Here is a 14,596-nt window from a genome sequence, read left to right as displayed (position 1 = left end):
TTCGAGGTTCACATGGAAAAAATCTGGGTACTGGGTGATGCGGTGGTGGATCTGCTGCCTGATGGAGAAGGGAGATTACTGCAATGTCCGGGTGGCGCCCCGGCAAACGTTGCGGTCGGTATTGCCCGCCTGGGGGGGCGTAGCGCGTTTATCGGCAGAGTTGGAGACGATCCTTTCGGGCGCTTTATGGCTCACACACTGGCTGACGAGCGGGTCGATGTGCAGTGGATGCGCCTTGACCCGGCACACCGCACCTCAACGGTGGTGGTCGATCTCGACGAACAGGGCGAACGTTCGTTTACCTTTATGGTGCGCCCGAGCGCCGATCTGTTTCTGGAACCTGCCGATCTGCCTACCTTCAGCCAGGGTGAATGGCTGCACGTCTGCTCCATCGCGCTAAGCGCTGAACCCAGCCGCAGTGCGGCCTTTCAGGCGATGGATGCCATCAGGAAGGCGGGCGGTTACGTCAGTTTTGACCCCAATATACGCCCGGATCTCTGGCCGGATGAAACCGCACTTCGACGCAGCCTTGAAGAGGCGCTGCAACGTGCTGATGTGGTGAAACTCTCCGTCGAGGAACTGGCATTTTTAACCGGTGAGGAGCAGGTGCACGCCGGTCTGGCTGCACTCATGCGCCGCTGTCCGGCGCGGCGGGTGCTCGTCACGCAGGGTAAAGAGGGCGTTATTGCCTGGCATGAAGGCACCGTGAACCACTATCCGGCAACCCCGGTTAAGTGTGTAGATACCACCGGCGCGGGGGATGCCTTCGTCGCCGGTCTGCTCTACGGGCTGGCCGCCGGTCTTGAACTGGTTCCCGCCATCACCTTAGCCCAGCGCTGCGGCGCGCTAGCCACCACCGCGAAAGGGGCGATGACCGCCTTGCCCTGGCAGCACGAGCTGTAATTGCTCCCTTTACAGGCCGTCGGTCGACGGCCTGAATTGTCGCCCCGATCACACTTACTAAAACGGTTTAGCAAAAAAGATTGCCGATCCAAAATTCACCAGTTTAGTATCAGCAACCTAAACCGGTTTAGCAATTTAGCACGTTTAATGACTTCTTTGAGGGATGCGACAAAATGTATAAAAAACGCAGACTTGCCGTGATGATAGGCATGCTGGCCGGAAGTACCTCTGTTTTTGCCCAAACGGATATGACAAGTATCGAAGCGCGGCTTGCCGCAATGGAACAACGCCTTCAGGACGCAGAGACGCGCGCGCAGAGGGCGGAGAAACGCGCCACGGAAGCAGAACAAAAAACGCAGCAGCTCGTTGCCGCGCAGCAGCAGACGCAGTCGACAACCCAGGCGGTGGCGCAGCGCACCACTGCGCTGGAGAAGAAAGCGGATCAAAGCAGCGGGTTTGAGTTCCACGGCTACGCTCGTTCCGGCCTGCTGATGAATGACGCGGCCTCCAGCAGCAAAAGCGGTCCGTATCTGACCCCAGCCGGCGAAACCGGTGGTGCAGTAGGGCGTCTGGGTAATGAAGCCGACACCTACGTTGAGCTGAACCTGGAGCACAAACAGACCCTGGATAACGGGGCGACGACGCGCTTTAAAGCGATGCTGGCCGACGGCCAGAGAACCTATAACGACTGGTCAGCTGATACCAGCGATCTCAATATTCGTCAGGCCTTTGCGGAGCTGGGCAATCTCCCTGATTTCACCGGCGCGCTGAAGGGCAGTACATTCTGGGCAGGTAAACGCTTCGACCGCGATAACTTTGATATTCACTGGCTGGATTCCGACGTGGTGTTCCTGGCCGGTACCGGTGGTGGCGTCTACGACGTGAAATGGAACGATTCGCTGCGCAGTAACTTCTCCCTCTATGGACGCAACTTCGGCAGCGTGGAGCAAACCGACAATAACGTTCAGAACTATATCCTCAGCATGAACCACTTCGCCGGGCCGCTCCAGCTGATGGTGAGCGGCCTGCGGGCTAAAGATAATGACGATCGTAAAGACGCGAACGGCGATCTCATCAAAACGGATGCCGCTAACACGGGCGTTCATGCCCTGGTGGGCTTGCACAACGAGAGCTTCTACGGCCTGCGGGAGGGGACGGCCAAAACCGCGCTGCTGTATGGTCACGGGCTGGGGGCGGAAGTGAAAAGCATCGGCTCGGATGGCGCACTGCTGTCCGAGGCGGATACCTGGCGCTTTGCAAGTTACGGTGTCACGCCAATTGGCGGTGGCTGGAGCATTGCGCCTGCCATCCTGGCGCAGAGCAGTAAAGATCGCTACGTCAAAGGCGACAGCTATGAGTGGGTCACGCTCAACACCCGCCTGATTAAAGAGGTGACCCAGAATTTCGCGCTGGCGTTTGAGGGAAGCTATCAGTACATGGACTTAAACCCGGAAGGTTATAAAGACCGAAACGCCGTCAACGGCAGTTTCTACAAGCTGACCTTTGCTCCGACGTTAAAAGCGAGCAAAATCGGCGATTTCTTCAGCCGCCCGGAGCTTCGCCTGTTCGCCACCTGGATGGACTGGAGCAGCAAACTGGATAATTACGCCACCGATGATGCCTTTGGCAGCAGCGGTTTCAACGCCGGCGGGGAATGGAACTTTGGGGTCCAGATGGAAACCTGGTTTTAACCCATCACGCTCCCGCCTGGCGGGGGCGTTTCGCACATCATAAAAAAGAAGTCAGGCAGAGGTATCTATGGATTTTAATCAAATCGCCCGCGAGCTTATTCCGCTGCTGGGTGGCAAGGAAAATATCGCCAGCGCGGCGCACTGCGCAACGCGTCTTCGTCTGGTGCTGGTTGATGACGCGCTGGCCGATCAGCAGGCGATCGGCAAGGTCGACGGCGTTAAAGGCTGTTTCCGTAACGCCGGGCAGATGCAGGTGATTTTTGGTACGGGCGTGGTGAATAAAGTCTACGCCGCGTTTATTCAGGCGGCGGGGATTAGCGAGTCCAGCAAGTCTGAGGCGGCGGACCTGGCGGCGCGCAAGCTGAACCCGTTCCAGCGCATTGCGCGTCTGCTCTCCAATATCTTTGTGCCGATCATTCCCGCGATTGTGGCGTCCGGCCTGCTGATGGGCCTGCTCGGCATGGTGAAAACCTACGGCTGGGTCAATGCGGACAACGCTATCTATATCATGCTGGACATGTGCAGTTCGGCGGCGTTTATCATTCTGCCGATCCTGATCGGCTTTACCGCCGCGAGGGAGTTTGGAGGTAACCCGTACCTGGGCGCGACGCTGGGCGGCATCCTGACCCATCCGGCGCTGACTAACGCCTGGGGCGTGGCGTCCGGTTTCCACACCATGAACTTCTTCGGCCTGGAGATCGCGATGATTGGCTACCAGGGCACGGTATTTCCGGTGCTGCTGGCCGTCTGGTTTATGAGCATCGTGGAGAAAAACCTGCGCCGCGTGATTCCGGATGCGCTGGACCTGATCCTGACGCCGTTCCTCACCGTTGTGATCTCTGGCTTTATCGCCTTGCTGATTATTGGTCCGGCGGGACGCGCCTTAGGGGATGGTATCTCCTTTATCCTGAGCACGCTTATCGCCCACGCGGGCTGGCTGGCCGGGCTGCTGTTTGGCGGACTGTATTCGGTGATTGTGATCACCGGTATTCACCACAGCTTCCACGCGATTGAAGCGGGGCTGCTGGGCAACCCGTCGATTGGCGTGAACTTCCTGCTGCCGATCTGGGCCATGGCGAACGTGGCGCAGGGCGGAGCCTGTCTGGCGGTGTGGTTCAAAACCAACGATGCCAAAATCAAAGCCATTACGTTACCGTCGGCGTTCTCTGCGATGCTGGGCATCACCGAGGCGGCCATTTTTGGTATCAACCTGCGTTTCGTTAAGCCGTTTATTGCCGCGTTGATTGGTGGCGCGGTGGGGGGCGCCTGGGTGGTCTCTGTGCATGTCTACATGACTGCCGTCGGGTTGACCGCCATTCCGGGTATGGCCATCGTGCAGGCCAGCTCGCTGCTCAACTATATTATCGGCATGGTGATTGCCTTCGGCGTGGCGTTTACCGTCTCGCTGCTGCTGAAATATAAAACGGACTCTGAATAATGACGTTACCTTCCCGCTGGCCTGCGATTCTGCAGGCCGTTATGAAAGGGCAGCCGCGCGCGCAGGCTGACAGCCATTATCCGCAATGGCACGCCGCGCCGGTGACGGGGCTGATGAACGATCCCAACGGGTTTATCTGGTTTGCCGGTCGCTACCATCTGTTCTATCAGTGGAATCCGCTGGACTGTGAGCATCGTTTTAAATGCTGGGGGCACTGGAGTTCTGCGGACCTGGTCCACTGGCAGCATGAGCCGCTGGCGCTGATGCCCGACGAAGAGTATGACCGCAACGGCTGCTACTCCGGTAGCGCCGTGGATAACCAGGGCGTGCTGACGCTGTGCTATACCGGCAACGTGAAGTTCGATGACGGCAGCCGTACCGCCTGGCAGTGCCTGGCCGAGGAACAGCCGGACGGCACCTTTAAAAAGCAGGGGCCGGTGCTGGCGCTGCCGGGGGGCTACACCGGTCACGTGCGTGACCCGAAAGTGTGGCAACACGACGGGCTGTGGTACATGGTGCTGGGCGCGCAGGATCTGCAAAAGCGCGGCAAAGTGCTGCTGTTTAAATCCGCTGATTTACATGCCTGGGCTTCCTGCGGTGAAATCGCTGGTCACGGGGTCAACGGCCTGAAGGACGCAGGTTATATGTGGGAGTGCCCGGACCTGTTCGCGCTCGACGGTACGCACGTGTTGATTTGCTGTCCGCAGGGGCTGGCGCGCGAGCCGTATCGCTATCTCAACACCTATCCGGCCGCCTGGATGAGTGGGGCGTTTAGCTATGAACGCGGCACGTTTGCGCACGGCGAGCTGCACGAGCTTGACGCGGGCTTTGAGTTTTACGCCCCGCAAACGACGCTGGCGGAAGATGGACGACGCATTCTGATTGGCTGGATGGGCGTACCGGACGGGGAAGAGATGCTTCAGCCGACGCGGTCGCACGGCTGGATGCACCAGATGACCTGCCCGCGCGAATTGCAGTATCGCGACGGCAAGCTCTGGCAGACTCCGGTGCGTGAGCTGGCGGCGCTGCGTGAAGAGGAGCAGCACTGGCAGGGACGTGCCAGCGATGCGCCCGTTCTGGATGCCGCGCGACTGGAGTTTGAGTTAAGCGCTTCGCAGGTGAACGTCGATTTTGCGGGCGCGCTGCGCCTCACGGTTGATGAGCAGGGCGTGCGGCTGGAACGCGCGAGCCTGAAAACTGGTGAGACGTTGACCCGCTATTGGCAGGGGGACGTCCACCATTTACACGTCCTGTGCGACCGCTCCAGCGTTGAAATTTTCATCAATCATGGCGAAGGGGTGATGAGCAGCCGCTATTTTCCTGACCATCCGGCCTGGGTGCGCTTCGAAGGTGCGTCCGATATCACATTACGCTACTGGTCGCTGCGCGCCTGCATGATAGAATGAGGGTTTTGGCAGCCGGATCTAAGTCGTTGTGAGAAAAACAAAACGCGTCACCATTAAAGACATCGCGGAGCTGGCGGGTGTGTCAAAAGCCACCGCCAGCCTGGTCCTGAACGGGCGCAGCAAAGAGCTTCGCGTGGCGGAAGAGACGCGTGAACGCGTGCTGGCGATTGCGAAAGAGCACCACTATCAGCCCAGCATTCACGCCCGGTCACTGCGCGATAACCGTAGCCACACCATTGGTCTGGTGGTGCCGGAGATCACCAACTACGGCTTTGCCGTCTTTTCTCACGAGCTGGAAACGCTGTGCCGCGAGGCGGGTGTCCAGCTGCTGATCTCCTGTAGCGATGAAAATCCGGGGCAGGAGACGGTGGTCGTCAATAACATGGTGGCGCGTCAGGTCGACGGACTGATTGTCGCCTCCAGCATGCTTAATGATGCGGACTACCTGAAACTCAGCGAGCAGCTGCCCGTGGTGCTTTTTGATCGCCATATGAACGACAGCACGTTGCCGCTGGTGATCACCGATTCCATCACCCCAACGACGGAACTGGTGGCGGATATTGCCCGCCAGCATCCGGATGAATTCTATTTTCTGGGCGGACAGCCGCGCCTTTCTCCGACTCGCGACCGTCTGGAAGGGTTTAAGCAAGGTCTGCGAGCGGCCGGTGTGGAACTGCGCCCCGAGTGGATCATTCACGGCAACTACCACCCGAGCTCCGGCTACGAAATGTTCGCCGAACTCTGCGCCCGTCTGGGGCGCCCACCGAAAGCCCTGTTCACCGCCGCCTGCGGGCTGCTGGAAGGGGTACTGCGCTATATGGGTCAACATAACCTGATGCAAAGTGATATCAGATTAGCCAGCTTTGACGATCACTATCTCTACGATTCGCTGACGATCCCCGTGGATACCATTCGCCAGGACAATCGCCAGCTGGCGTGGCATTGCTTTGATCTGATTGGCAAATTGATCGAAGGGGAGACGCCGCAGCCGTTGCAGCGGAAGCTAGATGCCACCCTGCAGCGGCGCTATAAGTCAGCGGTATAGCCTCGTTCGATACATCAATAACTTTAATTAATTTAAGTTTTGGATGCGCCGATAACCATAAGGAATAATTCTCCTTGAGGTATTGGTTTATGTCGTTGAAAAAGTCATCCCTGATTGTCCTGTTCTCACTGCTTTTGTTCTTTGTGGTCAGCACCGTCACCAGCGTTGGCCTCATCATTAAAAGTAATAATTCCCTGGATAACGTCAACAAAGAGATCCAGGTTGTGCTGTCGATTATTGACCCCATCAACCATAGCCGTACGCTGCGCGTTCGCGTGATGGAGTATGTGAAGATGGTGGAAGCGGGCAACTCGGCAGACGGGGCGGCGAAGCTTGCTACAGTAAAAGAGGCGCTGACCAAAGCGGACCACGCCTTTGCGGCCTTTATGGCTTCGCCGCGACTCACGGATGAAGCGCCGCTGGTGAGTGCCTATCAGGATGCCTGGCAAAACTACCGCAACCAGGGGCTGGCGCCGCTGATCGATGCCGCTGAGGCACAAGATGTTGCTAAATTTAACGCGCTGATCCCGGAAGTTTCCCGCCTCGACCGCCAGTACGAAATCGTTCTCGACCAGGTCCTTTCCGTCCACCAGAAATACGCCAAAAGCCTGAACGAAGACGCGAGCAGTAATTTCGTCTCCGGCCTGGTGATGATTGCCGTTATCGCCTGCCTGTTTGTGCTGGTGATTGTTGCCGTCAGCCTCTTCATGAAGCGCTTCGTCTTTGCGCCGGTCAACCTGGCGCGCGAGCACTGCAGCCAGATCGCCGCGGGCAAGCTCGACATTCCGGTGCCGGTGAAGGGGAGTTCGCATAATGAAATCGACCACCTGATGGGCTCGATGGAGCAGATGCGTCAGGCACTGCTGGCCACTATTGCTCAGGTGCGCGATGCGAGCCACACCGTGACGCACGCGGCGCAGGAGATTGCCTCCGGCAATATCGACCTCGCATCACGTACCGAGCAGCAGGCTTCCGCGTTGACCCAGACGGCGGCAAGCATGGAAGAGCTGAGCGCGACGGTGGCGAACAATACCGATAACGTGTATCAGGCCGGAAAACTGGTGCAGGACGCAGTGCACAATGCCCATACCGGCGAAGCGGTGACCCGCGAGGTGATCGACACGATGAATACCATCGCGGCGAATTCGAAGCGCATCGAAGACATTACCAGCGTGATTAACAGCATTGCCTTCCAGACCAACATTCTGGCGCTGAACGCAGCGGTGGAAGCGGCGCGCGCCGGTACGCAGGGCCGCGGTTTTGCGGTAGTGGCCAGTGAAGTGCGCACCCTCGCGCAGAAAAGCGCGGTGGCGGCCAAAGACATTGAAAGCCTGATTGCGCAGTCGGTTTCCAGCGTGAAAAACGGTGCGGAGCTGGTCAACCGCTCGGGCGAGGTGATTGACTCGATTATTTCATCGGTGAACAAAGTGAATACGCTGATGGAGCAGATCTCCGTGGCTTCGGAAGAGCAGAGCCGTGGGATCGGCCAGGTCGGGCAGGCGGTGACCGAAATGGACGGCGTGACCCAGCAGAATGCCGCGCTGGTGCAGCAGTCCGCTGCGGCGGCTGCCTCGCTGGAAGAGCAGGCGCAGCAGCTTTCACGGAGTATTTCGAGTTTTAGGTTGCCGGTGCAGGCGTAATTCTTTGAATCTGCCGGGTGGCGCTGACGCTTACCCGGCCTACGAAATCTGTAGGCCCGTGCAAGCGTTAGCGCCGCCGGGCACTCGTTGCGATTGCGCATCCGTAAAAATTATTTCATTCCCCCCAGAAATATTTCCCTCCCTCATCCGTCTACCTCATCACAAGCCATAATCAGTTACGATAAACGAGGTAACACCATGAGAGATTTTGAACTGCACGGCAGAGGTCACGGACGCGGATTTGGTCGCCACCGTATGGGCAAGGGTTTGGTTATCGGCGCGGTGATTTTCATCTTGCTCGGCCTGCTGGTGATGTCCCTGTGGAACGCCTTGCTCCCGGCAATCCTTGGCGTGAAAGCCATTGGTTTCTGGCAGGCGCTGGGCATTCTGGTGCTGAGCCGCATTCTGTTTGGCGGACTGGGCTTCCGTCCCGGCATGTTTGGCGCACACCGCCGGATGCACGAGCGCTGGATGAACATGACGCCCGAACAGCGCGAGGCGTTTATTCAGCAGCGCCGCGAAGGGTTTGGTCGTCACGGGCGCGGCCACTGCGGCTGGCACGGTCATCGTGACGATAAGCGCGATGACGCTACGCCAAAAGCGCCGGACGCAGAGTGAGCGAGATGAAAGCCGGAGAGGCGGGCGGATCCCTGTTGATGTCGGCGCTCAACGCCTGCCGCGCCCGGCTGAAAGCCTTCATTCGCGGGCGGACGTCCGTTCGCGATGATGCCGACGACATTTTGCAGGAAGTGACCTATCAGCTGATGAAGGTGGAGCAGCCGGTCGAAAACGTCGCCGCCTGGCTGTTCCGCGCGGCGCGTAACGAGATGACCGACCGGGCGCGTAAGAAACGCGAGGTGTCGCTCTCCGGCTATTTTACGGATGAAGAGGAGGAGGGCTTCCCGGAGGACGAGCTGGCCGAAACCCTGTTCGGTGTCCCGCAGACGCCGGAAGAGGAGTATCTCAAAACGCTGCTGTGGGAAGAGCTGGGGCAGGCCCTGTCTGAACTGCCGCCGCCGCAGCGCGAGGTGTTTGAAAAGACCGAGCTTCACGGCTACAGCATTAAAATGCTGGCAGAGGAGACGGGGGCCAGCGAACAGGCGCTGTTATCCCGCAAGCACAAGGCGGTGCTGTTTCTGCGCACGCGGTTGCGGGATATCTATGATGCCCTGACGGGCGAATAGCGGCCTCAGACAAAACCTTACACTTCCGGTACTTGTAGATTCATCACTATCGTTTATGATCGGGGCGTCTTGTCACTCTGGAATGTTATGCGCAACCGTCAGCTCCTCGGAAAATGGCTTTTGATCGTCACCTGTCTCGCGATGGCGCTTTGCCTCGTGCAGCGTGCGGTCATGCTCAACCATTTTTTACAGGGACTGGAGCCGCAGATCGCCCTGAGTGCAGACGCCCCGTCGCAAAGCAACGCCGGGGAGTCTGGGCCTTCACCCTGTCAGCTAGGCGCGCACTCCCTGCTTTGCGCGCAGCCGCTGTTCTTCGACGGCGCGCTACCGGCCATTATTATCTTCTTCGCGCTGCTGCAGCTGTTTACGCAAGGGCGGGCATTTGCGCCCGTGGAACAGCCCGTTCAGGCACCGCCTCCCCGAATACACCTTAAAAACTGCGTTTTCCGTGAATGAAAATCATCGTCATCACACGATAATTTTTCACTGTTCACGGAGTAAAACATGGTTAACCTCTTCAGGGGATTCGTCTTCCTGTGGCTGTCCTGCATTGGCATTGTCCATGCGGCGGACACCGGCTGGCTGGTCTCCCCACAAAACGATCACGCCCGCATCCGCTTTCAGGCGGAAAGGGAACAAACGCACATTACAGGCCTACTCACCGTTGAGCTAAAGCCCGGCTGGAAAACCTACTGGCGGTCGCCGGGCGAGGGTGGCGTCGCGCCAAAAATCGCCTGGCCGCAGGGCGTTACGGATAGCTGGTCCTGGCCGGTACCGTCGCGATTCGATATCTCCGGTATGACCACGCAGGGCTATCACGATAAGGTCACGATCCCCATCGTGCTCGACGGCGTGAAGGGCGACACGCTCGACGGCACGCTCACGCTCTCCACGTGCAGTAACGTTTGTCTGCTGACGGACTACCCGCTGCACCTCGATTTTACGCAGCCGGTGGATGACGGTTTCCATCACGCCTTTGACCGCGCGATGCAGGCCGTGCCGGGCACGTCTGGCGTTTCCGCCGATCTGTCCGCCTGGCTCTCTGACGGCAACCTGGTGGTGACGGGAACGACCGACGGGAAATGGGATAATCCGGGGATCTACTTTGACCCGCTGGAGGGGGATATTCTGCCCGGCGAGCCGGCCATTAAGCACGATGGCAATACGCTTCGGGTCACGGTGCCCGTCACCGACGAATGGGGCGATAAGCCCACGTCGCTGGAAGGCAAGAGGCTGTCATTTGTGCTGACCAATGGCAGTGACGCACAGCAAACCACGATGACCGTTGGCGCTACGCCCGCCGAGCCTTCCGCCCCAGGCGGGACGGGCAAAATGGTGCTCTTTGCCCTGCTGGGCGGGCTGATCCTCAACCTGATGCCGTGCGTGCTGCCGGTGATGGGGATGAAGCTTAACAGTATTCTGCAGGCGGGTTCGGACAGACGCGTCATCAGGCTGCGCTTCCTGGCAACCAGCGCCGGGATCCTCACCTCCTTTATGCTGCTGGCAGCCATGGTCACCGGGCTGAAGCTAGCCGGGGCGTCACTGGGATGGGGCATTCAGTTCCAGAACCCGTGGTTTATCGGGTTGATGGTTACCGTGACCTTCTTGTTTGCGCTGAACCTGTTTGGAACGTTTGAGATGCTGCTGCCTTCTGCCGCTACCGGGCGACTGGCTACGGCAGGCGGGGCGGGGCTTGGCGGCAGCTTCTGCGAAGGGATGTTCGCCACGCTGCTGGCCACGCCGTGCTCCGCACCGTTCCTCGGGACCGCAGTTGCCTTTGCTCTTGGCGCGCCGCTGCACGCCCTGTGGCTCATCTTCCTGATGCTCGGCGTGGGCATGAGCCTGCCGTGGCTGTTTGTCGCCCTGGTACCCAAAACGGCCATGCTGCTGCCGAAGCCTGGCCGCTGGATGAACACGCTTAAAGCGATCCTGGGCCTGATGATGCTGGCCTCCAGCCTCTGGCTGGCGACGCTGCTGAGCCTGCATCTGGGGGCAATGGTGAGTCAGATCGTGGTGCTGGTGCTGATTGTTGTCGCGCTGGTGCTGTTCGCATTGAAGGGGCAAACCTCCTCGCCGTTGTTCTGGATCGTGGTCATCGCGCTGTCGGCGTTTGGCGGGTATCAGCTGCGCGGAGTGTTTACCTCGCCGCCGGACGCTCCGGCGCAACTTATCGCTGAGACCATCCCGTGGCAGCCACTGAGTGAAGACGCCATCCAGCAGGCGCTTTCTCAGGGGAAACGGGTATTTGTGGATATTTCGGCGGACTGGTGTGTGACCTGCAAAGTTAACGAGCATCGGGTCCTGAATCAGCCAGACATCATTGCCGCGCTGAGTCAGCCGGACGTAGTGGCGCTGCGCGGTGACTGGAGCCAGCCGTCCGTCTTTATCGCGGATTTTCTGGCGAAGCGAAACCGCTACGCTATTCCGTTTAATGCGGTATATGGCCCTGGTCTGCCGGAGGGCGAAATCCTCTCGCCGCTGCTGGATAAACGCACCCTGGTCACCACCCTGAACAACGCAAAAGGCTAAACGTATTATGAAAAAATTCCTTATCACGCTGATGCTCCTGCTGGCCTCGGCTCAGGCGATGGCCGCTCAGCCGCTGACGCCAGACCAGGAGCAACGTGCGCAGAAGATGATCGCGGATTTTCTGTTTAACGATCCGAATTCCCCGCGTATCGGCGCGAAAAATCCAAAGCTCACCCTTGTGGTGTTTACCGACTACAACTGCCCGTACTGCAAGAAATTCGACCCCTATCTGGAGAAGATCGTAGAAAAACATCCCGATGTCGCCGTGGTGTTTAAGTTTTTACCTTACCGCTCGGAAAGTTCGCTGACCGCCGCGCGCGATGCGCTCACGCTCTGGCGTCAGGATCCCGGGCAGTTTATGAAACTGAACAATACCCTGATGGCTAAAAAGGGATACCACGATGACGCCAGCATTCAGGAAGCGCAGAAACGGGCTGGGGTCAGCGTTACCACGCCTGATGAGGAGAGTCTGATGACCATTAAGCGCAGCCTGCTTGTCGCGGAAAAAATGGGCATTCAGGGTACGCCCGCCACGCTGATTGGTGAGGGATTGCTGCCCGGCTGGGTGCCTTTTGAACAGTTCGATGAAATCGTCAGCGACGCGCTGAAAAACCGCTAACCTGAAGGGGGCGTGATGCCCCCGATAAACCGGAGAGGGATATGAAAAAATTACTGTTACTTTCGGCGCTGGCGACCTCAGGTCTGGCCCAGGCGGCTGACGCCATACCGGATGTGGTTAAACACTTCAGCGAGCAGCAGAACATTAAAATCATCAAAAAGCTGGATGCGCCCGGCGGCGCGCCGGCCTGGCTGGGGCAGTATCAGGACATGGGGGTGACGCTCTTTTTAACCCCGGACGGCAAGCACGTGATTTCGGGCTATCTGTACGATGACAAAGGGAAAAACCTCAGCGAGGGGTATTTCCAGAAAGAGATCTATGCCCCGATGGGACGGGAAATGTGGAAGACGCTCAACGCGGCGCATCCCCTGAAGGAAGGGGCGGATAACGCGCCGCGCAAAGTCTTCGTCTTCGCCGATCCGTTCTGTCCGTACTGCAAGCAGTTCTGGTCAGAGGCGCAGCCGTGGGTCAAGGCGGGCAAGGTCCAGCTGAATACGCTGCTGGTGGCGTTTCTTAACCCTAACAGCGGACGTAACGCTGCCGCGATCCTGAATGCGAAAGATCCGGTCTCGGCCTGGCGCGAGTACGAGCTCTCCGGTGGCAAAAAGTTACCGAAGCCTGAGGGGGAAGGGTCTCGCGAAACGGTAGCGATCCTGCAGAAACACCAGGCGCTGATGGACAGTCTGGGGGCCAACGCCACCCCGGCCATTTACTATATGAACGCGGAAAACGAGCTGCAGCAGGTTGTCGGGATGCCGGACGCGCAGCAGCTTGAAGCGATGTTCGGGCCGAAGCCGTAAAGAACGCAGGCAGAAACAGGACGTTTCTGCCCGGCCGTCCGGTTAGCTACCCCAGCGTCCTTTGAGATAGTTGACCGCCTGCTGCGTCTGCGGCTTGTTCAGGTAATCTTCCCGGAACAGGATGGTGCCGTTGACGTTGGGCAGTGAATCATTGAGATCGAGCTGTTTTTTCAGTTCCGGCACGCCGCCCTGAACCGTCCAGTCCGGCTCATTTTTCGACGGTTCGCCCACTTTGTAGAACGCGATGCCGATGTACAGACGCGTGTGGGTCGGCTTCACGACGTCGGCCCACCATTTGGTCAGCACGTCATAGCGCGCGGCATCCCGGGAGAAGGGCCAGTAAATTTGCGGGGCGATGTAGTCCAGCAGGCCCTGCTGCACCCACTGACGCGTATCGGCGTAGGATTCATCATAGGCGGCGGCACCCCGGGTGTCCGAGCCTGCCGGGTCAAAGGAGCGGTTACGCCACACGCCAGCCGGGCTGACGCCAAACTCAACGTCGGGTTTGGTTTGTTTTATCGCGCGGGAAACCTGGACGATCAGCTGATGCGTGTTGTGTCTTCGCCAGTCGGCCTTAGAGGCAAATCCCTGTCCGTACTGCCGGTAAGTCTGAGAATCATTCAGCGCGGATCCCGGTGATTCAGCATAAAAGTAATCATCAAACTGCACGCCGTCTATCGGGTAGTTCGCCACGACTTCCGTGACGACACGGGTTATCCAGTCGCGCACTTCCGGAATGCCGGGATCGAGTACGAAGCGATCGCCCGAGACGCGTACCCACTCCGGGTGCTGGACATAGACGCTCGACGGGGTCTGATACGCCGTCCGGTTCAGGGCAGCGATGGTTGACGGCTTCGTGTTGGTCGACACGCGGTACGGGTTGAACCAGGCATGGACTTTCATACCGCGCTTGTGCGCTTCATCCAGCATAAACTGAAGCGGATCGTATCCCGGATATTCGCCGATGTTGCCCGTCAGCATATCTGACCACGGTAATATTTTTGATGACCAGAGTGCCGTGCTGTCCGGCTTTACCTGGAAAAATACCGTGTTAATCCCAAGGTGTTTAAGGTTATCGAGCTTGGCGATAAGCGCCTGCTTTTGCATTGCGATGCGCTGGTCAGCGCTGGTGCCATTCACCGAGGCCACCGGCGGCCAGTCGAGGCGAGAGACGGTCGCCAGCCAGATCCCGCGCATCGGCTCGTTTGCCTGTTGGGTCGGTTTGCTGACGGTGGGGAGCGGGGTAACTAATGATTTTGGTGGTTTTGAGGAGCAGCTTACAAGTAAAAGTGCGCAGCCAGCCAGCGCACCGATCCGTTTTACGTGTCGCGTCATTTGCGT

Annotated in this window: 13 protein-coding genes; 12 read left to right on the top strand and 1 reads right to left on the bottom strand. The window is 58.6% G+C overall.

Features of this window, described 5'->3' with window-relative positions; all coding sequences use genetic code 11:
- The first annotated feature begins 12 nt into the window (after positions 1-12).
- The 12 genes from ACOTY9_RS02540 to dsbG all read left to right on the top strand — a co-directional run bounded on the left by ACOTY9_RS02540 (position 13) and on the right by dsbG (position 13,255).
- A complete protein-coding gene (locus ACOTY9_RS02540) occupies positions 13-903 on the top strand; it encodes an aminoimidazole riboside kinase (RefSeq protein WP_014883888.1) in 891 nt (296 codons plus the stop codon).
- Positions 904-1,076: 173 nt separating this feature from the next.
- Positions 1,077-2,594 carry a carbohydrate porin gene (locus tag ACOTY9_RS02535; protein ID WP_014883887.1) on the top strand — a complete coding sequence of 506 codons (1,518 nt, stop codon included), beginning with the start codon at positions 1,077-1,079 and terminating at the stop codon, positions 2,592-2,594.
- A 67-nt stretch (positions 2,595-2,661) separates the two neighbouring features.
- Positions 2,662-4,032 carry a sucrose-specific PTS transporter subunit IIBC gene (locus ACOTY9_RS02530; protein WP_014883886.1) on the top strand — a complete coding sequence of 457 codons (1,371 nt, stop codon included), beginning with the start codon at positions 2,662-2,664 and terminating at the stop codon, positions 4,030-4,032.
- A complete protein-coding gene (locus ACOTY9_RS02525; RefSeq protein WP_348565492.1) occupies positions 4,032-5,438 on the top strand; it encodes a sucrose-6-phosphate hydrolase in 1,407 nt (468 codons plus the stop codon). Before ACOTY9_RS02530 ends, ACOTY9_RS02525 begins: the two co-directional genes overlap by 1 nt.
- Before the next feature lie 28 nt (positions 5,439-5,466).
- The gene (locus ACOTY9_RS02520; RefSeq protein ID WP_048996764.1) at positions 5,467-6,483 is read left to right on the top strand and encodes a LacI family DNA-binding transcriptional regulator; all 1,017 of its coding nucleotides are present in this window, start codon (positions 5,467-5,469) and stop codon (positions 6,481-6,483) included.
- Positions 6,484-6,572: 89 nt separating this feature from the next.
- Positions 6,573-8,123, top strand: coding sequence for a methyl-accepting chemotaxis protein (locus ACOTY9_RS02515; RefSeq protein WP_348565493.1), 1,551 nt, complete (start codon positions 6,573-6,575; stop codon positions 8,121-8,123).
- Positions 8,124-8,321: 198 nt separating this feature from the next.
- Positions 8,322-8,741 (top strand): hypothetical protein, encoded by a 420-nt coding sequence (locus ACOTY9_RS02510; protein WP_045134003.1) that lies wholly within the window; start codon positions 8,322-8,324, stop codon positions 8,739-8,741.
- Positions 8,742-8,746: 5 nt separating this feature from the next.
- Complete coding sequence (locus tag ACOTY9_RS02505) at positions 8,747-9,307, top strand: RNA polymerase sigma factor (protein ID WP_080335820.1); 561 nt, start codon at positions 8,747-8,749, stop codon at positions 9,305-9,307.
- 87 nt (positions 9,308-9,394) lie between these two features.
- The gene (locus ACOTY9_RS02500; RefSeq protein ID WP_014883880.1) at positions 9,395-9,763 is read left to right on the top strand and encodes a hypothetical protein; all 369 of its coding nucleotides are present in this window, start codon (positions 9,395-9,397) and stop codon (positions 9,761-9,763) included.
- A 48-nt stretch (positions 9,764-9,811) separates the two neighbouring features.
- Positions 9,812-11,836 carry a protein-disulfide reductase DsbD family protein gene (locus ACOTY9_RS02495; protein WP_348565494.1) on the top strand — a complete coding sequence of 675 codons (2,025 nt, stop codon included), beginning with the start codon at positions 9,812-9,814 and terminating at the stop codon, positions 11,834-11,836.
- Between the two features lie 7 nt (positions 11,837-11,843).
- A complete protein-coding gene (locus tag ACOTY9_RS02490; protein ID WP_087529358.1) occupies positions 11,844-12,455 on the top strand; it encodes a DsbA family protein in 612 nt (203 codons plus the stop codon).
- A 41-nt stretch (positions 12,456-12,496) separates the two neighbouring features.
- Positions 12,497-13,255: a thiol:disulfide interchange protein DsbG gene (gene dsbG / locus ACOTY9_RS02485; protein ID WP_032636469.1), complete on the top strand. Its 759-nt coding sequence runs from the start codon at positions 12,497-12,499 to the stop codon at positions 13,253-13,255.
- A 42-nt stretch (positions 13,256-13,297) separates the two neighbouring features.
- On the opposite strand, the gene ACOTY9_RS02480 is transcribed toward dsbG, so the two are convergent.
- The gene (locus tag ACOTY9_RS02480) at positions 13,298-14,590 is read right to left on the bottom strand and encodes a glycoside hydrolase family 10 protein (RefSeq protein ID WP_023330449.1); all 1,293 of its coding nucleotides are present in this window, start codon (positions 14,588-14,590) and stop codon (positions 13,298-13,300) included.
- Between the last annotated feature and the right edge of the window lie 6 nt (positions 14,591-14,596).

Origin of the sequence: Enterobacter cloacae complex sp. SHL012, assembly GCF_049237505.1 — a bacterium.
GTDB classification, from domain to species: Bacteria; Pseudomonadota; Gammaproteobacteria; order Enterobacterales; family Enterobacteriaceae; genus Enterobacter; species Enterobacter kobei.
This window is presented reverse-complemented; position numbering and strand designations above follow the sequence as displayed.

Coding starts and splice junctions, on each gene's coding strand:
- ACOTY9_RS02540 (WP_014883888.1), top strand. CDS start 13: ATGGAAAAAATCTGGGTACTGGGTGATGCGGTGGTGGATCTGCTGCCT.
- ACOTY9_RS02535 (WP_014883887.1), top strand. CDS start 1,077: ATGTATAAAAAACGCAGACTTGCCGTGATGATAGGCATGCTGGCCGGA.
- ACOTY9_RS02530 (WP_014883886.1), top strand. CDS start 2,662: ATGGATTTTAATCAAATCGCCCGCGAGCTTATTCCGCTGCTGGGTGGC.
- ACOTY9_RS02525 (WP_348565492.1), top strand. CDS start 4,032: ATGACGTTACCTTCCCGCTGGCCTGCGATTCTGCAGGCCGTTATGAAA.
- ACOTY9_RS02515 (WP_348565493.1), top strand. CDS start 6,573: ATGTCGTTGAAAAAGTCATCCCTGATTGTCCTGTTCTCACTGCTTTTG.
- ACOTY9_RS02510 (WP_045134003.1), top strand. CDS start 8,322: ATGAGAGATTTTGAACTGCACGGCAGAGGTCACGGACGCGGATTTGGT.
- ACOTY9_RS02505 (WP_080335820.1), top strand. CDS start 8,747: ATGAAAGCCGGAGAGGCGGGCGGATCCCTGTTGATGTCGGCGCTCAAC.
- ACOTY9_RS02500 (WP_014883880.1), top strand. CDS start 9,395: ATGCGCAACCGTCAGCTCCTCGGAAAATGGCTTTTGATCGTCACCTGT.
- ACOTY9_RS02495 (WP_348565494.1), top strand. CDS start 9,812: ATGGTTAACCTCTTCAGGGGATTCGTCTTCCTGTGGCTGTCCTGCATT.
- ACOTY9_RS02490 (WP_087529358.1), top strand. CDS start 11,844: ATGAAAAAATTCCTTATCACGCTGATGCTCCTGCTGGCCTCGGCTCAG.
- dsbG (WP_032636469.1), top strand. CDS start 12,497: ATGAAAAAATTACTGTTACTTTCGGCGCTGGCGACCTCAGGTCTGGCC.
- ACOTY9_RS02480 (WP_023330449.1), bottom strand. CDS start 14,590: ATGACGCGACACGTAAAACGGATCGGTGCGCTGGCTGGCTGCGCACTT.